The 21,858-nt window shown below is 35.6% G+C and carries 20 protein-coding genes; 9 read left to right on the top strand and 11 right to left on the bottom strand.

Annotation, left to right across the window (positions count from 1 at the left end; translation table 11 throughout):
• Positions 1–22: 22 nt before the first annotated feature.
• The gene (locus A8B79_RS12930) at positions 23–280 is read left to right on the top strand and encodes a hypothetical protein (protein ID WP_066223434.1); all 258 of its coding nucleotides are present in this window, start codon (positions 23–25) and stop codon (positions 278–280) included.
• Here A8B79_RS12930 and A8B79_RS12935 read toward each other — a convergent pair.
• The 3 genes from A8B79_RS12935 to A8B79_RS12945 all read right to left on the bottom strand — a co-directional run bounded on the left by A8B79_RS12935 (position 269) and on the right by A8B79_RS12945 (position 4,306).
• On the bottom strand, positions 269–2,290 hold the full coding sequence (locus tag A8B79_RS12935) for an ATP-dependent helicase (protein ID WP_066223436.1): 2,022 nt from the start codon (positions 2,288–2,290) through the stop codon (positions 269–271). The two genes, A8B79_RS12930 and A8B79_RS12935, sit on opposite strands and share 12 nt — an antisense overlap.
• 103 nt (positions 2,291–2,393) lie before the next feature.
• On the bottom strand, positions 2,394–3,656 hold the full coding sequence (locus tag A8B79_RS12940) for a hypothetical protein (protein ID WP_066223438.1): 1,263 nt from the start codon (positions 3,654–3,656) through the stop codon (positions 2,394–2,396).
• A gap of 113 nt (positions 3,657–3,769) precedes the next feature.
• Positions 3,770–4,306, bottom strand: coding sequence for an HDIG domain-containing metalloprotein (locus tag A8B79_RS12945; protein ID WP_066223440.1), 537 nt, complete (start codon positions 4,304–4,306; stop codon positions 3,770–3,772).
• 144 nt (positions 4,307–4,450) lie between these two features.
• On the opposite strand from A8B79_RS12945, the gene A8B79_RS12950 reads away from it, so the two are divergent.
• Genes A8B79_RS12950 through A8B79_RS12980 form a run of 7 tightly spaced genes read left to right on the top strand, consistent with a single transcriptional unit; the run spans position 4,451 to position 13,753 of the window.
• Positions 4,451–5,107, top strand: coding sequence for a thymidine kinase (locus A8B79_RS12950; RefSeq protein WP_066223442.1), 657 nt, complete (start codon positions 4,451–4,453; stop codon positions 5,105–5,107).
• The gene (locus A8B79_RS12955) at positions 5,107–6,438 is read left to right on the top strand and encodes a NupC/NupG family nucleoside CNT transporter (RefSeq protein ID WP_066223443.1); all 1,332 of its coding nucleotides are present in this window, start codon (positions 5,107–5,109) and stop codon (positions 6,436–6,438) included. The genes A8B79_RS12950 and A8B79_RS12955 overlap by 1 nt, the downstream gene beginning before the upstream one ends.
• Before the next feature lie 37 nt (positions 6,439–6,475).
• Positions 6,476–8,407, top strand: a complete 1,932-nt coding sequence (locus A8B79_RS12960) for a peptidylprolyl isomerase (protein ID WP_066223445.1) — start codon at positions 6,476–6,478, stop codon at positions 8,405–8,407.
• The gene (locus A8B79_RS12965; RefSeq protein WP_066223447.1) at positions 8,408–9,301 is read left to right on the top strand and encodes a peptidylprolyl isomerase; all 894 of its coding nucleotides are present in this window, start codon (positions 8,408–8,410) and stop codon (positions 9,299–9,301) included.
• 3 nt (positions 9,302–9,304) lie between these two features.
• Positions 9,305–10,672, top strand: coding sequence for a peptidylprolyl isomerase (locus A8B79_RS12970; RefSeq protein ID WP_066223449.1), 1,368 nt, complete (start codon positions 9,305–9,307; stop codon positions 10,670–10,672).
• Positions 10,672–11,667, top strand: coding sequence for an AAA family ATPase (locus A8B79_RS12975; protein WP_066223451.1), 996 nt, complete (start codon positions 10,672–10,674; stop codon positions 11,665–11,667). The genes A8B79_RS12970 and A8B79_RS12975 overlap by 1 nt, the downstream gene beginning before the upstream one ends.
• Position 11,668: 1 nt before the next feature.
• Positions 11,669–13,753 (top strand): hypothetical protein, encoded by a 2,085-nt coding sequence (locus A8B79_RS12980; RefSeq protein WP_066223452.1) that lies wholly within the window; start codon positions 11,669–11,671, stop codon positions 13,751–13,753.
• On the opposite strand, the gene A8B79_RS12985 is transcribed toward A8B79_RS12980, so the two are convergent.
• The 4 genes from A8B79_RS12985 to A8B79_RS13000 all read right to left on the bottom strand — a co-directional run bounded on the left by A8B79_RS12985 (position 13,754) and on the right by A8B79_RS13000 (position 16,670).
• Complete coding sequence (locus A8B79_RS12985) at positions 13,754–14,287, bottom strand: SixA phosphatase family protein (protein WP_066223454.1); 534 nt, start codon at positions 14,285–14,287, stop codon at positions 13,754–13,756. It abuts the gene before it with no gap.
• Between the two features lie 75 nt (positions 14,288–14,362).
• Positions 14,363–15,589, bottom strand: a complete 1,227-nt coding sequence (locus A8B79_RS12990) for a hypothetical protein (protein WP_066223456.1) — start codon at positions 15,587–15,589, stop codon at positions 14,363–14,365.
• Positions 15,586–16,059: a hypothetical protein gene (locus tag A8B79_RS12995; protein ID WP_066223457.1), complete on the bottom strand. Its 474-nt coding sequence runs from the start codon at positions 16,057–16,059 to the stop codon at positions 15,586–15,588. The genes A8B79_RS12990 and A8B79_RS12995 overlap by 4 nt, the downstream gene beginning before the upstream one ends.
• A 71-nt stretch (positions 16,060–16,130) precedes the next feature.
• Positions 16,131–16,670, bottom strand: a complete 540-nt coding sequence (locus tag A8B79_RS13000) for an adenine phosphoribosyltransferase (protein WP_066223460.1) — start codon at positions 16,668–16,670, stop codon at positions 16,131–16,133.
• A gap of 92 nt (positions 16,671–16,762) precedes the next feature.
• Here A8B79_RS13000 and tadA point away from each other — a divergent pair, with 92 nt between their 5' ends.
• Entirely contained in the window at positions 16,763–17,191 is a 429-nt protein-coding gene (gene tadA, locus A8B79_RS13005) for a tRNA adenosine(34) deaminase TadA (protein WP_066223575.1), read from the top strand.
• On the opposite strand, the gene A8B79_RS15975 is transcribed toward tadA, so the two are convergent.
• The 4 genes from A8B79_RS15975 to A8B79_RS13025 form a co-directional block, all read right to left on the bottom strand.
• Positions 17,192–19,501 carry a DedA family protein gene (locus tag A8B79_RS15975; RefSeq protein WP_161485173.1) on the bottom strand — a complete coding sequence of 770 codons (2,310 nt, stop codon included), beginning with the start codon at positions 19,499–19,501 and terminating at the stop codon, positions 17,192–17,194.
• Between the two features lie 164 nt (positions 19,502–19,665).
• Positions 19,666–20,205, bottom strand: coding sequence for a DinB family protein (locus tag A8B79_RS13015; protein WP_066223462.1), 540 nt, complete (start codon positions 20,203–20,205; stop codon positions 19,666–19,668).
• Positions 20,195–20,971, bottom strand: coding sequence for a lysophospholipid acyltransferase family protein (locus A8B79_RS13020; RefSeq protein ID WP_066223464.1), 777 nt, complete (start codon positions 20,969–20,971; stop codon positions 20,195–20,197). Before A8B79_RS13020 ends, A8B79_RS13015 begins: the two co-directional genes overlap by 11 nt.
• Positions 20,972–20,987: 16 nt before the next feature.
• Complete coding sequence (locus A8B79_RS13025; RefSeq protein ID WP_082894181.1) at positions 20,988–21,764, bottom strand: GNAT family N-acetyltransferase; 777 nt, start codon at positions 21,762–21,764, stop codon at positions 20,988–20,990.
• Between the last annotated feature and the right edge of the window lie 94 nt (positions 21,765–21,858).

A 21,858-nucleotide genomic window follows, 5' to 3' on the forward strand; every position in this document is an offset into this window, starting at 1 on the left:
CAACTATTATAGCCCAACTTATATGTTAAAAACATTCTACACTGAAATAGGATTTTTAGGAGCTTTGGTTCTCGCGTTAGGTCTTTTTGTTTTATTTATACTTTGGGTTGCAGGCATTGCAGGTATAACTTTACCTGTTGACGGAGGAAAGCCAAGAGGTTCTAAAACCGAGATCGCTATTGCTATTTTCTTTCCAATATACCCTGTTTTATGGCTTTTTTATGAAATGTATCATCAAAGAGAGTTCCTGAAAAAAGATAACAACGACTTAATTGTTTAACTTTTTTGGGTCGCTTAGTTCGGCTAACTCAGGAGTTTTTTCTTCTTCAAGTTGCCACTCTTCTATAGTATCTTTCTCTAGCTCTTTTAGAAATCTTGAAGGGTTTGTAAAGTAGTCTCCATAAGCTGATTGTGCGAGCATAGGATAAGTGTAGTATAACATCTCTTCTGCCCGCGTTGTTGCCACGTACAATAATCGTAGTTCCTCATCCAGTTTTTCATCATCCTCTACTGAGTATGCAGAAGGAATTATTCCATCTAAGCATTGAATTATAAAAACATGTTTCCACTCTAAACCTTTAGCTGAATGAATTGTACTTAATACAAGGGGCGCTTCTTCATGCACCTTTTCTTCAGTATCAACTGCAGTGGCAGAAATTGGATCCAGCGCCAGTTCTTCTAACATTTTTGAGAGCGAACTAAATCCGGTTGAAATATTAACAAAAGCTTCCAGGTCTTTTAACCTCTTAGGATAATCGTCGTATCTTTTTTCACAGAAAACTCTGTAATATTCTACTATGTTTTCTATTACTTCTGACACAGAGTATTCAGAGTTTTTGAAAGATTGAAGAAGTTTACTCAATTTTTCCATCTGCTTTAAGTAAGATTTACTTACTGTATCAGCCATACCAAGATCGTAGGGGTTTTTTGCCAATCTTATCCATTCAAAAAGATCTTGCGCTGTTTTAGGACCTATTCCGTCAATTAGCATTAAAACTCTGTTCCACGCTATTGTATCCATAGGATTAACGATAACCCGAACGTGTGCTAATACATCTTTTATGTGAGCTGCCTCGGTAAATTTTTGACCACCAAACTTTACAAAGGGAATGTTTTTCCTATTCAATTCAACTTCCAGATCGTAAGAATCTCTGCCACTTCTGAATAAAACTGCAATTTCGTTTAAATCTATATCCTGCTCTCTTAAATGCAATATCACCTGTGAAATAAAACGACTTTGATCATGCTCACTGGGCGCTTGCACCAGAGCCGGCAAATCTGAATCTTCTTTTTTTGAATACAATTCTTTATCAAATTTAAAAGAAGCCTGCTTTAATAGGTTATTAGCAGCATTTAACACTTGTGGAGTGGATCTGTAATTTTCTTCAAGCTTTATGATCGTCGTATTATCAAAAATGTCCGGAAACTCCATTATATTTTGATGATCAGCACCACGAAATGAATAAATACTTTGAGCATCATCTCCTACGGCCATTACATTTTTATGGACACTTGAAAATAGTTTAGTCAGGTCTGCTTGAAGCTGATTTGTATCCTGGTACTCATCTACCATTACAAATTTATGGTCAGAAGCTATTTTAATTCTTATATCTTCATGCTGTTCAAGAAGTTGCGTAGTTTTTATGAGAAGGTCATCAAAGTCCATAACAAAGTTTTTTTCTTTGTATTCGGAATATCCAACTGCAACGTCTTCTATCTTATCTATGGCTTCAGCAAATTGTGGATATTGATCCATAACAACCACTCGAAGATCTAAATGCTTATTTACAGCAGTACTAATTATTTTTAAAAGAGTATTTTTATTTGGGAAGCGTTTATTCTTTTTATGAAGATTGAGTTTAGTTCGTATAAACTGAATGACTTCTAAAGCATCTGCTGAATCTATGATCGTGAAATTGTTGGGATATCCTATTCTTTCAGCATAGCGATGAAGGATCTGGCTACAATAAAAATGAAACGTCCCTCCTTTTACTCTTTTGCATCTGTCGTCGAGAATATTGCTTGCCCGATTTAGCATTTCTTTTGCAGAATGTCTTGTAAACGTTAATAAAAGAATATTCGATGGATCAATCCCACTTTCAACCAATCGTGCTACACGATAGACTAAAGTTCTGGTTTTTCCGGTTCCGGCTCCTGCTATGATCAATGCCGGTCCTTTATCGAAGAATACAGCACTTAATTGCTTCTCATTAAGCAATTCTGAGTATGGAATAGAAAACTCTTCAGGTCGAAGCTTTAGCTCTTCTTTCTTTAAAACGAATTTCTTCATACATCAAAATAGCAAACTTTAACTATATGTAAAAATTATGTAATGAAGTAAAAAGAAAAAGCCAACCAGGATGGTCAGCTTTTAAAGAGTTTTGATATAAATATCAGAATGTAGGATTTAATCTAACCCAAAGAGAAGTAAACCCGTCCGAACCTGCTATCGGTGTAGCGACTTCGAGTCTGATAAATCCAGTACCAATACCGGCTCCAATGTTATGAGTTAGTGTCTTAACTCCTAATGACTCAAATCCTGAAAAAGGATCATTAGAATTTGAGTCCACAAAATCGGTCCAACCAGAATCCAAAAATAGTGTTAAGTAAAGTCCGTCTATTTCAAGTTCACCATCATCGTAGTCCCATAGATCACCAAAAACTACCTCTGCGTTACTCATAAACATTCTGTTTCCTCTGTAGAATTTATATCCTGTAGCGCGTAGTGAGCCAATTCCACCTAAAGCAAAGTTTTTAAATTCAGGTACTTCACCTGTGATCGAACCAGCTTTAACTCTCAATTTAAAAAGAGTATGATCATCAAGTTTTAAGTAGTTTAGAGTAGTTATCTCAAATTTATTATAGTTGAAATCATTAGCAAAACCTGCGTCAGAAAGCTCAGCCTCTGCTAAAAACTTACTGGTTATAATTCCTTTTGTATAACCTTTCTTGTTTAAAGTAAGTCTCAGACCAATACTTTCCTGATCGATCATATCTGTTGAAGGGTCAATTGCTGGATTTAATCGACCTATATTTCCATCTCCAAAAAATGAATACTCCGTGTTATTTTCTAAGGTACTATAAGTAGTGTAATTATAACTTGCGCCAAGACTTATAAGTCTTCCCAAATTAATCTCAGAAAATACTCCGTAACCCTCAGCTTTATAATAGTCGTGGTAATCATACCCGGCTACTAATGTAGTGATAGAATTTTCAGAAAGCCCTGTTCTCCAGAGATCATTAGTGGCAGAACTACTCGTTAATTCTCCCCCAAATAAAATCCAATTTCCAAATGTTTTAGTAGCAGAAGCTCTGTACTGCCAGTCTTTTTGACCGGTTGAGTATCCTATGAATCCATCAAAATCAACTCCACCAATATTTAAAATTTCAGAGTTCGGATCAGTAAAATCTGAACCTACCCCAACAAAAAGAGCATCCACTCTGTTATACCGAATTGATTGAAGTGTTGGTAAATACCGATAAGCACCAAATTGATTGTCATACTCATATTCATCGAACAGATCGTAATGAAGACCATTCGTTTGATAAAAAACTTTATGATTGGTATGAGAGTAATTAGTGCTATAATTTTGAGCAGAGACTGAATAGCTAGTTACTATTACAATCAGACAAGAGAGAATTGATATCTGTTTCATAACTAATTCTACTTAAGTTAGAGGATAGAACAATTAACTTAATTTAGAGCAATTTTCAAAAAATTCCATTTGATTCTAATATTTTGAAAGATAGACTGAACCTAGTCTTTTGTTTAAGAAAATACGGATATCAAAAAGGATATATGATCATTCAGTTCTTTATTGATGAGTTCAGCACCTTTTTTAATGTCATCTCTGGGTACACTTTCAGCGAATTTTAAAGTTTTGAGTTTTTTATTTACCGATTTCACTTTCATTCCTTCAAAACCTGTAGGACGCATCAATGACACTGCATGCATAAATCCCGAAAGCTCATCACATGCAAAGAGATATCGTTCAATTTCTGCCTCAGGAGCTTTACCGGTTCTTTCAGGTGCATGTGCTTTAATGGCATCGATGACTTCCTTTGAATAATCGTGAGCAGGTAAAATATCATTTATAGCTTTATTTGGATGTTCATCAGGAAATTTTTCCCAATCCAGATCATGAAGAAGTCCTGCTGTCCACCACTCTTCAACTACGGTAGCTTCTTTTCCTAGTTCTGTTGCATAAGCTTCCATTGCTTTTGCAACCATTTTAGAATGATGTAACAGGCTCTCTCCTTCTATATATTGATTTAAAAGGTTTAAAGATTCGTTTCTGTTCGGCATATTAGTTTCTTGTTTAGCATTTTTCAGATAGAAAGTCAGAGTTATATATTAATCTAACATCTAAATATCAGATTTCCTTTCCTTTTGTTATTCGCCCTAATATATTACAACGATTGGCAATCTCTCTAAAAGAAGATAAAATTGATGATTAATGAACCCTCGTTTGCTCCCAGAGAATATGGATGGATTGAAGTTGTTTGTGGAGGAATGTTTAGTGGAAAAACGGAAGAACTGATACGTCGGGCTAAACGAGCTCATATAGCAGGGCAAGAAGTTGTAGTTGTAAAACCGGCTATTGATAAAAGATACAGTGATACAGAAGTTGTTTCTCATAATGAAACTGCACTCCCAAGCATTTTGGTGGACACTGCAGATCAAATAGTATTACTCACATCTAATGCCAAAGTAGTTTGTATAGACGAGGCTCAGTTCTTTGATGAACGAATTGTTGATATTGTAAATGTGCTCGCTAATGATGGCAAAAGAGTTATAGTAGCCGGACTTGATATGGATTTTGAAGGAAAACCCTTTGGACCTATGCCCTATCTTTTAGCTGTTGCAGAATATGTTACAAAGCTCCATGCTGTTTGTGCGGAAAGTGGAACAATGGCAAATTTCTCTCAAAGAGTAATAGAAGATACCAACAAAGTGTTGGTAGGAGAATACGATGCCTATGAGCCTCGTGCCAGGCATTGTTTCCGTCCTTCTGTAGATAGAAGGCGCGGGAGGCCGATCAGACCGTTTTTACAACCAAAAGTCGCACCTCAGGAAGAAGATAATTTAAACTTAGAAAACTCTTAATGGAAAATATATTACGCGGGATACTTGGAATGGTAGCAATTATTGGAATTGCTTTTCTGTTCTCAAATAACAAAAAAAGAATTAACTGGCGTTTAGTAGGAACAGGACTCAGTATCCAGTTTATTTTAGCTATTTTTATTCTTAAATCTGATCAGATAGAAGCGATCTTTTCACCACTAGGGTGGCCAAAATTACTTTTTAAACAAATTGCGAGCTTCTTTGTTATTGTTTTGCAGTATACGACCGAAGGAGCTTCTTTCTTGTTTAGCTTTCTCGGAAAAGGTCCGGAATATCAGGAAAGCTTGGGAGTAATATTTGCGTTTCAGGTTTTACCTACCATTATCTTCTTTGCTTCCTTAACCGCCCTTCTCTATCATTATGGGGTGCTGCAATTTATAGTAAGAGTACTATCAAAAGGTATGCAGAAATTGCTTGGAACTTCAGGAGCTGAAACATTGTCGGTTATTTCTAATATTTTCGTAGGACAAACAGAAGCGCCTTTAGTGATCAAGCCTTTCATAAGTAAAATGACCAAGTCCGAACTACTCGCTGTTATGACAGGTGGAATGGCAACAATTGCCGGAGGAGTTATGGCCGCGTATGTAGCTATGCTTGGAACCTCATTTGCGGCTGCTAATGGTCTTGAAATTCAAGTTGCCCAACAACTGTTTGCCGAACGATTATTAGGTGCTAGTTTGATGGCTGCCCCTGCTGCATTGGTAATTGCTAAAATTCTTTATCCTGAAACAGAAGAAGCAGCCACTGCCGGTGATGTATCAATTACAGTTGAAAAAACAGATGCTAACGGAATCGATGCCGCTGCTACCGGAGCTAGTGTAGGCTTAAAACTAGCTTTAAATGTAGGCGCTATGCTATTGGCGTTCATAGCATTACTAGCAATGTTTAATGGGTTTTTCGGTTGGATCTCTGACTTAACCGGTTTAACAGGTTTGCTGGGAGCTCAACTGAGTATCGAAATGGTTTTAGGCTGGATTCTCGCTCCCATCGCCTGGATAATTGGTGTTGAATGGGCTGACGCAACTACCATGGGAAGTTTAATAGGTACTAAAATTGTTTTGAATGAGTTTGTTGCATATCTCAAATTGGCAGATGAAGTATCAGCCGCAAATATTTCACCTAAAACTATTGCAATGGCAACTTTTGCGTTATGTGGTTTTGCTAATTTTTCTTCAATTGCTATTCAGATCGGAGGAATTGGTGGTATTGCTCCGGACAGAAAATCTGATTTAGCTAAATTCGGAATAAAAGCTGTTTTTGCAGGTACTATGGCAACGATGATGACAGCAACTATTGCAGGAATGCTTTTTTAAAAATAAAGACTAACATCAAAAAAATATGATTTCTTAAATGAACGGACTAGATAGAAAGCTAGGCTTATGCCTTTTAATTATTTCAATTTGTTCAACTCTTTCAATTTCCCAATCTAAAAACGATAAAACTGTTGTTGGAACAGTCGGGAAAGAAAAGATAACTTACGGAGAGCTTAAAGCGAATGTCAATACATTCCCAAACAGTTCTCCTTCACTTAAAGAATTGGAAGATTTTTTACCCATCTATCTGGAGTATAAAGCTAAAATTCAGTTTGCTGAAAAAGAAGGTATCCTGAAAGATGAGCAGCTTCTGAGTGAACTGGGACAATACTCAAAACAAGCATCATACTCTTATTGGTTAGAAAACAAAATTAAAGAGACGGAGTTTGAAAAGTATTACGACAGAGCTTCAAATGAACTTAAGAGTGAACATATACTAATTGCATTAAATAATAATGCATCACCGGAAGATACTCTTGAAGCCTATCAAAAATTAATTGAAGCTCGTAATAAATTTCTTAATGGAACTGATTTTTCAGAGCTTGACCGCCAATATTCGAGTACTCAAAATGGACGGTCAATGGGCGGCGATCTACCTTGGTTTAGTATAGGAACTACCGTAAAAGAATTTGAGGACCAAATATTCAGTTTAAAGATTGGTGAAGTTTCTATGCCATTCAGAACTCAATTCGGTTACCATATTGTTCATCTTCAGGATAAAAGATCCCGAACCTTATCTCGTGAAGTATCTCATATATTTACCCGGGCAGGATCACAAGCTTCTAAAGAGAAAGTAGATACTGCCTTTGAAAAGTTGGAAGCCGGATGGCCTTGGAGCGAGGTTGTATTAGAATTTAGTGATGACGGTCTTTCTGCTCCAAATGGAGGAAAAATAGGCTGGGTTAATTATGGTAGATATCAAACTGGTTTTGTTGACTCTGTAATGGCACTGGATACCGAAATAGATTATTCTAAACCAATACAAACATCTTATGGGTATCACATCTTCCGAATCGATTCTGTGCAATCTTTCGGAAATGAAGAAGAGAAAAAGAAAACGTATATGAAAGAGTTTTTAGATTCTCCAAATTTCAAAAAAAGTAATTCATTTGTTATTAATTGGTTGATGAATAATTATAGGAACAGTGTGAATCAGCAGGTTTTGGAAAATTTCAATACCAAAATTGCTCAGTCTGATACTCTTAAGATCAGTAATATCGAATTTCCTGAGACTAATACAAACCTTTTCAGCTTTAGAGATTACAAGTTTACAGATACGGATTATCATAATTATCTGGATGCAACTCATCCTGAAGCATCTGCGAAATCATATTCAGATAAATGGTTTAGTGATTTTAAGACTTATGCTATAGATAGTGTACTAGTGAAACTTACGGTTTCTGAATTTCCTGAATTTCAGAAAACACTGGATAATTATCAGAAAGGTTTGGCTGTATATCAAGTGAATGACACCTACTTATGGAGCGCTGCTACAGTTGATACGTCTGAATTAGTAAAGATCTACGAAAATAATGAGGCTGAATATTCTTTCCCGAAAAGACATTTTTACTATCTCTTAAGTTCGTTTGCGGATACTTCGCTAGCTAAAGGTATAGATTTCATTAAGAATGGAAATCATCCTGATAGTTTAAGGTCTTATTACCCTAGAGTGTCAGTAGTTAAAGATTCTACAGGTGTTTTTACTGATGATCCATTTGATAAATTAGAGCAAATGAGTCCGGGTAGTTTTTCTGAACCATTTGATTATAGACAAAGAACCGCAGTCTTTTATTTAAAAGAAATTTTACCCTCGCGTAAAATGAATTTTGAAGAAGCATTTAATCGATTGCTGGCAAGCTATCAACCTAAAAGAGAGGATCTTTGGTTAAATGAGCTAAAGAAAAGATTTAAAATTAAAGCAGATTACAAAAAATTACGAAACGCTTTTAAAAATGATGAAAAGCTTTAGATGAAAACTTTGTTGTATCTAATACTTTCAGGTTCACTTTTTGTAGGTTGCAAAACAAACCAAAACTCTGATAATATTATATTAGCTGAAGTGAATGGGTCTGTTTTAACTATGGAGGAGGCTAAAGCCGGTATACCCTCGAGTGAATTCCAATCAGATAGCGTATTATCATATAATAATTTCATTGAAAAGTGGATTGAAAAGCAGTTGATACTTCAGGAGTCTGAACGTTTGAAAATCCCTGATTCGCCCGAAATTAAAAAAAGGATTGAAAGAGCCAGACAAGATATGATTGCTATTTCATTTCAGGAAGCTGTTCTAAATAATTTGAATAGTAAGATCATCGTTACTGAAGAAGAAGTTCAGGATTATTATCAGCAAAATAAGGATCAGTTTCTGTTGGATGAACGGTATATCAGGTTCAGGCATCTTATAGCTTCTTCATTAGTAGACGCACAAAATGCTAAAAGAGATCTTATGCAAGGCCATACTTGGGAAAGAGTAGCTCAAAACTATTCTCTTCAACCTGAAATGGTTATTAAAAACGCATCTCGTTTTTGGCCGGAATCAAATGCGTTAAAGGAATTTGATACTTTAAACCGTTATTTAAGACTCATAGGTGTGACTGAAATTTCGATTATCGAAAACATTAACGGGAAGTACCATTTTGTTCAGTTACTTGAAGAAAAGGCCGTTGGTGAACATCCCGATTTGGAATGGTTATTAATTCAAATAAAAGAATGGTTAATACTCGAAAAAAAACGCATTGCTTACAATACCTATGTAAAGAATCTTTATCTTGCAGCAGAAGCGAATAATGAAATACGAACTTACAACGTTCTACCAAATAATATTAATAAGGAAATTACTTCCGATTCATTGAACTCAAATTAAATAATGAGATATTTAAAACTAATTTTACTTCTGTCATTTTTAACCCCTGTTTCTGTTTTTGCTCAACAGAAAAACTCTCCTCAGTCAGCTGATAAAATTGTAGCATTGGTTAACGATCAAATTATACTCAAATCTGACATCGATCAGAGCGTATCAGACTACATAAGACAAGCTAGTTTTAACCAACAAAATGTTCCTTTCACAAAAGAACTTTGGTATTCTTTCTTAGAATCTGAAATTGATAATAAATTGTTATTGGAAAAAGCTAAGATTGACTCTGTTACGATTTCAGACGAACAAGTTAATCAGCAAATGGATGCCAGAGTATCCCAACTAATACAACAAGCCGGTAGTGAACAAGCTCTCGAAGATGCTTTTGGTAAGTCAATTATCCAACTAAAGGCCGATTTCAGGGATAACTTCAGACAGCAAATGACTGCAAATCAAATGCAGCAGATCAAGTTCAGCGAAATACAGATCACAAGACCCGAAGTGAAAGAGTTTTTCGAGGCGATTCCCAAAGACTCCCTCCCTACTATTCCGGAACAAGTTGCTTTATCTCATATTGTTAAGCTGCCAAAAGCCAAAACGGATGCAAAAGATGCTTCGCTAAAATTCGCAGAATCTCTTAGAGACTCCGTTCTTAACCATGGTGTAGCATTTGAGGAATTAGCAAAACGACATGGTATGGATGGTTCCTCAGAACGTGGAGGTCAACTTCCAATGATGGGGTTAAACGAATTGGTATCTGAATATTCAGCAGCAGCAGCGGCATTGCAACCAGGTCAAATTTCCGAGGTTGTTGAAACTGAATTCGGGTTTCATATTATCAGGTTAGACGAGAGGGTTGGAAACAGGATCAAAACAAGTCACATTCTTATTAGAATTGATGCAGAGCAGCTCGATGACGAAACTGCAATACAAGAGTTGACTACAATTAGAGATAGCCTGTTAAACAATGAGAATATTACTTTTTCAGGGATGGCAATCAGAAATAGTGAAGATCCTTCTACTGCTAAATCAGGAGGTAAGATTGTTGATGTACAATCAGGAGAACGACTTATTCCGCTAACCAGACTAGACCCCTCCCTTTACCGAATTGTATTATTGATGGATGAAGTAGGGTCTATTTCTGAACCTAAGCTTTTTAATCCTAATAATGCTAACGCCGGAAAGGCATATCGTATCGTTCGATTAGACAGACAAATTCCGGAGCATGTTGCAAGTTTAGACGTTGATTACCAGAGAATTAAAAATATTGCTCTTCAACAAAAGCAGACAAGAATATTTCAGAAATGGTTACGTGAACTGCGTGAGGAAATATATGTGGAGTACAGAATTCCTAAATTAGAATCTGTAGTTGCAAGGTAATGACGAAAGAGAATAAAGATTCAGTTGAAGCCGCTAACGAGTTTACGGAAACCTTTAATGCCATTAAAAAGGAAGTCCATAAGATCATAATTGGTCAGGATGAGATCATTAACCTTCTTTTGATCTCACTTTTTTCACGTGGACATTGTGTTTTGATCGGAGTTCCCGGCTTAGCAAAGACGCTTTTGATCAATACTCTAGCCGATACGTTAGGACTTTCCTTTAACCGAATTCAGTTTACACCTGACCTTATGCCCGGGGATATTACAGGTACAGAGATCATTGAGGAAGAAAGAGAATCAGGTAAGAAAGCTTTCAAGTTTGTTAAAGGACCAATATTCGCCAACATTGTTCTCGCCGATGAGATTAACAGAACACCGCCTAAAACACAGGCAGCTTTATTGGAAGGAATGCAAGAGTATAATGTCACTACTGCAGGACAAACCTACCACTTAGACACTCCTTTTTTTGTTCTTGCAACGCAAAATCCGATTGAACAGGAAGGAACTTATCCTCTTCCGGAAGCTCAGTTAGACCGCTTTATGTTCAATATTTGGGTTGATTATCCTACCTTTGACGAAGAAAAGAAGATTGTCAGCCAAACAACTTCCACTAAAAAGGAAAAGCTTTCTCCAATTCTGGATAAATCTAAGATCGAAGAGTTGCAGGATCTAGTAAGGAAAGTTCCCGTACCAGAAACTGTTCTTGATTATGCTGTTAAATTGGTAGGGTGTACAAGACCTGATTCTGAACAAGCACCGGATTTTGTAAAGAAATACTTAAGCTGGGGAGCAGGTCCCAGAGCTTCACAATACCTTATACTTGGAGGAAAAGCCCGTGCCCTCTCCGAAGGTAGATTTAATGTGACTATAGAAGATATTCAAGCGTTAGCAGTACCAGTTCTAAGGCACAGAATTGTCAATAATTATGCTGCTGAAGCCGAAGGGTTTACTACTGTTAAAATAATTGAAATGATTATTGAGAAGTTGAAGTAAAGTGGAATTTCAAGGGTTACAGAATACTATTCCTGTTTTTGTAACTGTAATTGTTGCACTACTGATTTGTTTTCTTTCCTGGTTCTCTTATAAAAAGTACTCTACTATTTCATTAGCATGGAAGCTTAGTTTAAGTTCGTTAAGAGCTATCTCTTTAATTGTTTTATTGTTTTTATTTCTAAATCCCTTTTTTAAAACAATTGAAGAAATCATAGTAAATCCGAAAATTGCTGTTTTATTAGACGGATCTGAAAGTACTTCCATTCAAAAAGGAGATTATAATGGCGAGGAGAGTTATCAAAATGTAATTGCTAATCTTAGAGATGCTCCGAATAACACTGACTTGGTATTCTTTAATTTTGGAGAAACAATTCAAAGTGTAGATCCGGATGAGTTCTCAGTTACTTATCCACTCACTAACATTTTTAACGCTGTTGAAACTATCACTACTGCTGACGAAGATTTTTCTTCGGTAATTCTTATAAGTGACGGAATAATTACTTCCGGCAAGAATCCGGTTCTTATAGCAAGAAACTCTTCAATTCCTATCCATACCATAGCAATTGGTGATACAACTAAAGTTAAAGATATTTCTATACAGAATATCTCTACTAATGGCACTGGTTTTACTAATACTATGCATCAGGTTTTAGTTGATATATCTCAATTCGGATTTGATAACAGATCTGTTACTGTAAATTTAAAATCAGATGACCGAGTATTAGATTCTAAATCTCTTTCTCTCTCAAAAGATAAAGAAATATATGAACTTCAATTTGAAATGGAGTTAACTGAACCCGGATTAAAGCAATTTCGAATAGAAATCAATTCAGGACTAGAAGAATGGTCATCCGAAAATAATACTGCTTTTTTTTCAATTGATGTTTTAGATAGTAAAAAGAGAATTCTTCATATTGCCTCTGCTGTTCACCCGGATGTAAAGGCCCTCAGGTCTATTTTAATGTCAGATGAAAATATTGAATTGAGTACCTACACTTCTTTAGGTCCAATTTCCGGATTAAAAAACCTGAACGAATCTGGTGAATATGATCTGATTATTTATCATGGGAAACCTTCGGAAAATGTATTTTCAGAACTTGGATTAAAAAATAAAGAAACCTCTACCCTCTTTATTTTATTACCTGATCGCGAGTCCATTATTTCTTCTGAAGCTTTTAATATAATTGGCAATGATTCACCCAACATTTTTAATGTTCAAATGGAGGTTTCATCACAGGGTTCGGATCATCCTATCTTAGATCTAGTAGAATCAAATCTCAATACTTTTGCGCCTGTTCAATCTTCTATAAATGCTTACAATGAATACCCTGAAGCTTCTCTGTTGTTAACATCCAGATATCAGAATATATCTACAAACTCTCCCTTGCTCTCAACTCTGGAGCAAGGAAATATCCGGAAAAGCGATCTGAATGCTTCAGGTTGGTATAAACTGTACCTAAGTCCTAACAGCAATGAACGAGCATTTATTACACAATTGATTATCAACCTTGTAGATTGGACTTCATCGAACCCCGACAATAGATTGTTGAAGATAAAGCCTTTAAAAAATGCTTTTAATTCAGGAGAATCTTCTATGATAAATGCCAGTTTGATTAATGAAACCGGAGACATTGAAAGTAATGCTGTAATTGAATTCACATTAAATAGTGATGATTACGCCGCTAATTATACAATGGATAATCTTGGAAATGGCAATTACCAACTTCAGATACCGAATTTAATGGAAGGGAATTATAAGTTCTCGGCCACAGCCAGAAAAGGAAACAGGGAGATTGATACCGAAACCGGCGAATTTTTAGTTTCACAGTCAAGTATTGAGCTTGCTAACACTGTTAGAAATGATGAAATGCTTAATAATATTTCGACCGGCTCAGGAGGTAGTTTTTTTGATTTTGGATCGGCTAATGAATTCTGGGAAACAAGTGAGATCGTTTCAAACCTACAGTCCAGAACAGAAATAAAGGAGAGCTATATATATCCAGTTAGATATGTATTTTGGTTTGTACTAGTTCTTACACTTCTGGGTACAGAATGGTTGATCAGGAAGAAATTCGCTCTTCCTTAATTATTTTTTAATAGCTGAAGATTTAACTTCGACTGTTCCTTTCCCTACTTCTTTAGATTTCACAATAAACACATCATCGTAGGCTGATTCATCCAGTTGAACAAACTTTTCTTCTCCAATTACCATGTTAACCAGAAACGGAGTAGTATTTGAATGGCCAACTATAAGCACTACTTCTCCCTGATGATCTTTAACGAGTTTTTTTATAAATACTTTTGGGGCTCTTGGATCGTAACTTTGTATTTCTAGATCAAATTCCTTTGATGTAGGAAGAGCTGTCAATTCCGTCCTTTTATATTCCGTTGAATAAACTGCATCTACTTTTGAATAAGCTTTTTTCAACATTGCTTTTATACGTTCTGCTCTTGCTTCGCCTTCCTTTGTTAATGGTGGATTTCTTGTACCATCGTCTGCTTTTTCAGCGTGTCTGACAAAAATAAGCGTAGCTGAATCTGAAGTACCTAATATATTCTGAGCATTCAAACCGGAAAGAGACAGTACAGCAAACAGGAAAAAGAACAGTAATTTTTTCATAAAAGAGACCTTTTTGATCAGTATAAAAAAAGACTAGTCTATTGACTAGCCTTTTTCGAATTTTATGATAACTTTTTACTTAACAACCAATGCTATTATCAAGCCAATGATTGCAAGCAGTCCTATTCCAAATATAATGAGCAAACTTGTTGGAAAAGGTTCTGAGCTGTCTCCCCAGTTGTCAACCTTACCGTCTATAGTAGCTATTTGTGATGCAGTTAACACATCTGATTCTACTAAGTAGTTGTTCCACTCATCCATAACTTTGGTAGTCCAGAACTCACTAAATGTCTTAAAATCTTCGTATGTACTGCTGCTGATTATCTCTTCATCACTTTTTTTGGAAGCTTTAGAGACAAAACTATCAAGAGCCATAAAGAAACTGGAGTTATTGTCAAAAGCTCCTAATTCCACATTCTTTTGCTCCAGATATCCATCAAGAGAATTCCACATTGATAAAGAAGCGCTAGATTTCCAATCTTTAAGATCACTTTCTATACTCTTCTTCCATTTTGCTTTATCGTTGCCACCATAAATCTCTACCAGATTATCACCTATACTATTCCAAACATCATTTACTTTTGTTTGCAGAGCATAGATTCTCAAATAATCTTCAGTAGAAAAGGTATTTGAACCTGCTTTCAGAGTTTCGATATTTTCTTCAAGAATAGAATCAATAATAACCAATGGATTATCACCTGATTTTATAGTTCCTGATCCATCTTTCTTTGAAAGTTCTTCAATAGTTCCCGGAGCTAATTGATTGTAAGTAACAAACAATGAGTCAACCATATCAAAGATAAATTCATCTCTTTCTTCTACACTTTTACGATATCTGGTAACAAGTTGAGATAGCTTTCTTTCGCTTTCCTGAGATTCTGTGATCGCATTTCTCAATGAATCACTTCTGGAATTTAAGTTTGAAAGCTCTGATCTGAATCTTGTTACTTCTACAGTAAGCTCTGATAATCTTTCAGCCTGATTTTCAATGATAAGTAATTTGTGTTCTGATGATCTCGCTTCACTTTTCAAATTTGCGACTTTAGAATCAAAAGATTCAGGATAAAGTGCGTAATCAAGCATTTCGCTGTGTTCTGAAAAATTCGATTTGAAATCATCTATAACCATTATGAGGCTATCAATTTCATTGACTTTTTGAGCCAATTCAATGTTAGTCAATAACTCTGCATGTCGATTTTCAAAATCTTTCTTTATCTGGAAGTCAGATTGCTGTGCAAATAAAGCTGTACTATTTACTGCAAAGAGCAATAATAAGGTCAATAAATTTAGTGAACGTTTCATGATTTGCTCTCCTCTTTTTTAATTCCTTTTTCGTTGAGTGTAAATGTTTCTGAAGTTGCTGTATCAATAAGCTGAACAAATGGGGATCGTAGATTAAATGCCGGAGATACAAGTCCCTGTTCTGTGACATTGATCTTCTCTTTAAGCTTTAATCCGCTGTTGATAGGCTCCATCACATACACATTGTTAAAACCATCGGCAGTGATAAAATAAAACCCGTTTTGGTTACGAATCAATCTGACTTCATCAACTAAAACAGATGAGCTGTCTTTCATTTCTTCGTATTGGAAAGGCAAAATGTTAAAAGCGATGCCGTATCTGGAATCTGTTACATCTCCATTATCTGTAGGAGTGAGTACACTTTCAACTTGCTGTGCGTAGTTTACATTTTTTACTTCGAATGTTTTACAGGCAGATGCAAACAATAAAACTGCCATAAAAACAAAAAGGGAAATTCTTGGATACTTCATTGCCAACTCCTTGTATTATGATTGATGGTTATTCAATCATTTGTATAAGAGTTGTGCAATTAAGTTCCCGACTACATAATTAAAACGCTCTCTATAATTTCGTGATCTAGTTTCTCTCTCCCCTTCAAAAAGCCTAATTCAATGATAAAAGAATATCCAATTACTACGCCTCCTAATCTTTTAACCAGTTTTGAAGCTGCAAAAGCTGTTCCTCCTGTAGCTATCAGGTCATCATGAATAATAACTCGGTCTCCATCTTTAATGGCGTCCTTGTGAATTTCTACAGAATCCGTACCATACTCTAAATCATAAGATTCACTTATCGTCTCAGAGGGAAGTTTACCGGGCTTTCTTACCGGAACAAAAGAAGCATTTAGAACTTCCGCCATGTTGGTACCGAACAAAAATCCTCTTGACTCAAGACCTACTACTATATCACAATCTGAATTGTGATAAGGATCGCATAAAGCTTTAGTTGTAAGCTGCAAAGCTTTCTTGTCGCTTAACAGTGTGGTTATGTCTTTAAATTGAATTCCTGGTTTAGGAAAATCAGGTATAGTCCTGATTACTGATTCAAGATATTTTTTGATGTTTTCTTCTTCTGAGAGCATTATTTTGATTTAATTAGAAATAGAAACTAATACTTTTTCCGCATTTGAAGAAAGAAAAAAATCCGGCACTCTGGAATACTCATCAACAACACATGGCGAAGGCTTTAATGCTTGCAGAACAAGCTTTTGAAGAGGGAGAAATTCCTGTGGGCGCTATTGTGGTTAAAGATAATATGATCATTGGCAAAGGATATAATCAGGTTGAAAAACTAAGTGATCCTACTGCCCACGCTGAAATGATTGCAATCTCTGCTGCCTGCGAGACCTTGGGAAATAAATATCTAAAAGGATGCACTTTATACGTGACATTAGAGCCTTGCCCGATGTGTGCAGGGGCTTTGGTTTGGTCTAAAATTGATACCATTGTCTACGGAGCTTCAGATTCAGCTTCAGGAGGTTCCGGCTCTCTTTTTAACATCACAGCAAATAATAACCTTAATCATCAGATAGAAGTTATTCAGGGAATTCTGGAAATGGATTCTGAGTATTTGCTAAAATCTTTTTTTGGAGCTAAACGCTGATCACGAAGTAAATATCACAGAAAGCATGTGTTTTAATGAAGGAATTGAAACACCTCTTTTGTGATTCTGTGTTCCAATTTCAAAAGCAATTCTCCATTGTTTCATCAGAGTTTTAACAGCGAATAAAAAGCTATGCTCCGGATCATAAATATTTGTGGATTCAGAAGTTACCCCATTTAACTCGATTACTTTAATATTCTCTCCCTTTGTTAATTCTTCTCCAGAACCGGTGATCAAGTCGTATCTTCCAAAATAAAACCCGTCTTTAAAACTTTTACTAATCTCATCGATCTTTTTGATCAAGGTATCTGAGATCAATTCAGAACCATCAAGAAAAAGTGAACCACGGGAATGCGTACCAAGCTCAGTAAGTATTACTTTTTCACCTTCTTTAGGTACGGAATAAAGATCATCTAAATGCTTATTAAAATGAGTTTGAGCCATAAAAACGGCTCTTGAGTCTCTTAGTATTAACTGTTCTAAAGTTTGTCTACCATCTCCCGTTACGGATAGTTTATGTTTTTTAGTTATAGAGAAAATATTCCCATTTTCATTACCGGGATATCGGTAATAAAACACACCAAATTCCTTACCATCAATAAATTCCTGAAGGATATGAGCTTCCGAAAGATTAGAGAGACTGTATTTCAGATCATCCAGATCTTTAATTATTTGGACCCCTTTTCCCCTCTCTCCTTTGTCTGGCTTTAAAACTATTGGAAATTCCAGAGAGTTCGTTTCCATAAAACTTAAAGCTGAATCAATTAACTCTGTTGAAGTGTTTTCAGAATCCAAATATTTAAACCTTGCTACTAAGTCATAAGATTCAATTTTTTTCAGAATCTCATTTTTGGATTCACCTTTAAATCCACCTTCTTCCATTCCTGGATTGGCTGCTGTTACAACAGTGATCTTTTTAAACCTTATCCAAAGTACTAAAGAGTACAATACGATGGGTGTATATAAAACATATATGGTCCAAAATTCCCATCGTATCAAACGATTGATCTTGCCATAAAGTAATCTCCTTCCTTTAAAAGTGAACAGAGGAATTATGACTTTTAATACAAACAGGACAAACAGAATTGTCCCCATCAAAACCCATAGAGCATAATCCTGATAAACAGAAAAATAATAAATCAGTTCATTCCCTAAAACCATTGCAAGACTTACAATTGCAGGAGTCCATAACAGAGAAGCAATTCCGAAATAGAAGATAAACATCCAAAAACTCGCGCCAATAATTCCTGCAGAAAAATAGGTTGGGAATCGGGTGCCCGGAATAAATCTACTGATCAGAATTATAATAGGTCCTTTTGCCTGAAACCATTGATTAGATCTTTGGATATCTTTTTCAGTTATGAACCATTTAAAGGGGAACTTATTAATAGCGTTATTACCAAGCCATTTTCCTGAAAGATAGACCAGAATATCACCAACAAAAATCCCGATATAACAAGCTGTAACAGCCGGAAAAAAGCTCATCAACCCTCTTGATACCATTAAGCCTGCTCCAATACAAGCTAAGTCCTCTGAAATAAAAGTGCTGAAAATAATCAACAGCATTAAACCGGTGAGAATCCAACCTTCAGCGTTGATAATTTTTGAATAGGAAAAAGGAATTAAAGCCTTGACCTTTCTGGAAACTGAAACGTCTCGATCAGCTATAGTTGGGTTATTGATAAAACTTTGAATCAATTCAGTAGATGAATTTCTTCCTGAAGCAGGGTTTAACAAATCACTTGTGACGATTAATCTGTTGAGCTCAGATGATATTCTATTTACAGATTCAACATTTCGTTTTGAATTAATTATAATCGTTGGGGTCTTAATCCGGTTGTACAAAGAAGGTACCTGTCTAAGATCTGTGTTAAGTCGAGTTCGTGAATAAAAATCATTCAACCAGGTGTATTCAAAAAAACCAAAGTCAGGAAGTAAATTTTGTACAGACCATGAAAGTGCATTATTGATCTGATAAACCCCACGGTTTAGGTGATAACCTCCTAAAAGCTCAAATTCTAAAACACCTTCGGGTTCAAATAGTGTAAGAGACCGTGCTTTTGATCCGGAAGCATTCAGGAAATGAGAAGCGACAACGGTACCAAAACCGTTAGCAATAATATGAAGTGAATCTGACTCGTAGGATTCGATTATTGAATGAATATGTTCTGCATATGACTGAGCCGATGGAGTGTTCATATGCTTAGCGAGTGATATATAATCAACTTTCAGAACCGAATTAGCTGTGGTTAATTCTGAAACTATTGAGTTGAACTCGTCACTTTCTTGCTCTAAATCAGGAAAAATCAAGATTGATTCCGAATTCGGTACCTCACTTTTATACTCTATAGCATTTAACTGTTGAGGCTTTGAAAATTGTTCGAATAAAAGGGAAGAGAAAAGAAGGGCAAGGTAAAGCAGGAACCAAAGCCTCCACCCTCTCAGAAACGAATTTTGGAGGCTTCTCATGTAATCTATGAAGCTTTTGCTGTCTCTTGCTCAGATTCATATTTTAATGTAGAGGGAGCGACACCAAAATCTTCAGGAACTTCAACATCCATAGTTTTAAGAATTAAACCAATCAAAGCGTAATGATGTACAGTATGGCTAACTAAAAACTGAAGTTCTCTTCTAATACTGGAAACACTCCAGGGTGTTTCCCCTTCTCTGATCCCCTCATTACTTTTAACTTCAATTTTTTTATCGATCAGTTCGGAATTTAACCCAAAAATTTCAATTGAGTCGATTGTGTTTCTTAATTCACTAATCATCAACTTTCTGTTTGATTCCAGCTTTAGGTTTCTTTCTCTGAGATCGTAGTTAATTTTTTCTGTATATCCGTTAATTAAGCTTATATAGTGCTCTACTATATGTCTGAAATGCCTACCTATCCCACTTTTAAAATATTTGCCGTTATTGTTAGAGTATTCATCATCTGTAATGGATGAGAGAAGAGAAACTCCTTGCTCAAGGAAATAGATATTAGATTTAACTACAGCTAGTTTATTTTGCATACTCAAAATTATCAATTACAGGTATAAATTGTTCTTTTGATTTCTCATAAAGATCACTCGCCAATTCCTTACGATCGTTATTACTAATTGGTTCATTACCAAAAGTAATTGTACCGTAAATTTTTCTAAGCTTCAATAATTCTATGAAATGTGATGCAAAAGTTATATCTCGCCACCAGCAAACAGATTCAGAAGCGTGTATTTCATCGGGTGGAGTGGAGTAACTTATTGTTACATAATGTACTGGCATATCCAGTTCGGCCGGATACGCTAATAATGATGCCTTGAATGGAATAATTTCTGCTCCTGATGTTGTAGTGCCTTCCGGGAAAAGTAAAATACCTTGAGATTCATTTATTCTTTCGGATATAAGTTCGTTTACTCTTTTTACATCGGTTCGTTTAGATCTGTCTACAAATAACATCCCCACTGTTTTGGACATGAAACCAAACATAGGCCAACTCAGAACCTCACTTTTTGCTATAAAAACACTTTTAGTTTTCGAAATTAGCATAAAAATATCAATATAGCTTAGATGGTTGGAAACCATAAAGTACGGAGGTTCAGGAGGCCTTCCTTTTACTTCAACCCTTAAACCAATGATCAAGCACATAACCTTTCCCCACTTATTTAAAAAATAGGCTCTCCATCTTTTGCTATTCAATCCAAATACAGAGAATGGAATACCTGCAATGATAAGCAGATAAAAAACGACTGTAGCTATCAGTATCAAAGTTAGCTTAAATAAAGCGGTAATTAATCTCATCCAGAAATGTAAGAAACTATTTTAAAAATAATGCTCTGGTTTGTTCTGATAATGTTTCCAGATCTAAAAGAATCAGGAAATCAATAGTTTTAAACTCTTTATCAAGAGCGGGTGGGCTGCAAACCTTGCATCCGACGTCAAGGTATAATTGAAAAAGTTGGGGAATTTTTACTTCTCCCGAAAAACTAGTTTTAGAAGAAACTTCACAAACATACTCTTCTTCCACATCAATCAAATAATCCTTATGTAAATATCCTTCTTCTTTAAGATGAGCGTAATATGACAATCCTTCAGCGGGGTTTTGACTTGTAATAGAACAACAACCGAAAAGATATCTTTTATTTAAAAGCATCATATATTTGGCAAGACCTCTCCATAATAGAAATAAAACACGGCCATTCCTGTGGTCCTTATCAATACATGCTCTTCCTAACTCAAATGCATCTGAAAGTATGCTATCCGGAAGAACATCAATTTTAAATTCATTTGCTGTATAAAACCCCTCACCCTCTTCTGCACTTTCATTATCCTGAACTCTGTATGTACCTATTACCTGATTTGTTTTGTTCTCAAGGACTATCAGGTGATCACAATATTGATCGTATACATCTTCATCCATTTTAGTGTCATAAGACTCCTGAAGTCCTTCTCCAAGCTCCACATTAAAAACATAAAACCGTAAACGGAGTGCAGATTCTATTTCTTTTCTATTCTCAGCTAAACGTACTGAGTATTTACCACTTGAAATTTCCCACTCACTTTTTATTTCTGTGTTCATGTTTGTGAATTTCATATTCAGTTTTTCTTGGTATTATCTCTTAAACTAGTAATACAGTATGACGAAAACTTCACATTTATGTTAACAAATTATAGCTGTTTAAATCAAA

The organism is Balneola sp. EhC07, from assembly GCF_001650905.1.
Lineage (GTDB): Bacteria > Bacteroidota > Rhodothermia > Balneolales > Balneolaceae > Balneola.

What these genes read in the sequence shown, in the direction of transcription:
- A8B79_RS12930 (WP_066223434.1), top strand. Translation starts at nt 23, where the DNA reads ATGTTAAAAACATTCTACACTGAAATAGGATTTTTAGGAGCTTTGGTT.
- A8B79_RS12935 (WP_066223436.1), bottom strand. Translation starts at nt 2,290, where the DNA reads ATGAAGAAATTCGTTTTAAAGAAAGAAGAGCTAAAGCTTCGACCTGAA.
- A8B79_RS12940 (WP_066223438.1), bottom strand. Translation starts at nt 3,656, where the DNA reads ATGAAACAGATATCAATTCTCTCTTGTCTGATTGTAATAGTAACTAGC.
- A8B79_RS12945 (WP_066223440.1), bottom strand. Translation starts at nt 4,306, where the DNA reads ATGCCGAACAGAAACGAATCTTTAAACCTTTTAAATCAATATATAGAA.
- A8B79_RS12950 (WP_066223442.1), top strand. Translation starts at nt 4,451, where the DNA reads ATGATTAATGAACCCTCGTTTGCTCCCAGAGAATATGGATGGATTGAA.
- A8B79_RS12955 (WP_066223443.1), top strand. Translation starts at nt 5,107, where the DNA reads ATGGAAAATATATTACGCGGGATACTTGGAATGGTAGCAATTATTGGA.
- A8B79_RS12960 (WP_066223445.1), top strand. Translation starts at nt 6,476, where the DNA reads ATGAACGGACTAGATAGAAAGCTAGGCTTATGCCTTTTAATTATTTCA.
- A8B79_RS12965 (WP_066223447.1), top strand. Translation starts at nt 8,408, where the DNA reads ATGAAAACTTTGTTGTATCTAATACTTTCAGGTTCACTTTTTGTAGGT.
- A8B79_RS12970 (WP_066223449.1), top strand. Translation starts at nt 9,305, where the DNA reads ATGAGATATTTAAAACTAATTTTACTTCTGTCATTTTTAACCCCTGTT.
- A8B79_RS12975 (WP_066223451.1), top strand. Translation starts at nt 10,672, where the DNA reads ATGACGAAAGAGAATAAAGATTCAGTTGAAGCCGCTAACGAGTTTACG.
- A8B79_RS12985 (WP_066223454.1), bottom strand. Translation starts at nt 14,287, where the DNA reads ATGAAAAAATTACTGTTCTTTTTCCTGTTTGCTGTACTGTCTCTTTCC.
- A8B79_RS12990 (WP_066223456.1), bottom strand. Translation starts at nt 15,589, where the DNA reads ATGAAACGTTCACTAAATTTATTGACCTTATTATTGCTCTTTGCAGTA.
- A8B79_RS12995 (WP_066223457.1), bottom strand. Translation starts at nt 16,059, where the DNA reads ATGAAGTATCCAAGAATTTCCCTTTTTGTTTTTATGGCAGTTTTATTG.
- A8B79_RS13000 (WP_066223460.1), bottom strand. Translation starts at nt 16,670, where the DNA reads ATGCTCTCAGAAGAAGAAAACATCAAAAAATATCTTGAATCAGTAATC.
- tadA (WP_066223575.1), top strand. Translation starts at nt 16,763, where the DNA reads ATGGCGAAGGCTTTAATGCTTGCAGAACAAGCTTTTGAAGAGGGAGAA.
- A8B79_RS13015 (WP_066223462.1), bottom strand. Translation starts at nt 20,205, where the DNA reads ATGCAAAATAAACTAGCTGTAGTTAAATCTAATATCTATTTCCTTGAG.
- A8B79_RS13020 (WP_066223464.1), bottom strand. Translation starts at nt 20,971, where the DNA reads ATGAGATTAATTACCGCTTTATTTAAGCTAACTTTGATACTGATAGCT.
- A8B79_RS13025 (WP_082894181.1), bottom strand. Translation starts at nt 21,764, where the DNA reads ATGAAATTCACAAACATGAACACAGAAATAAAAAGTGAGTGGGAAATT.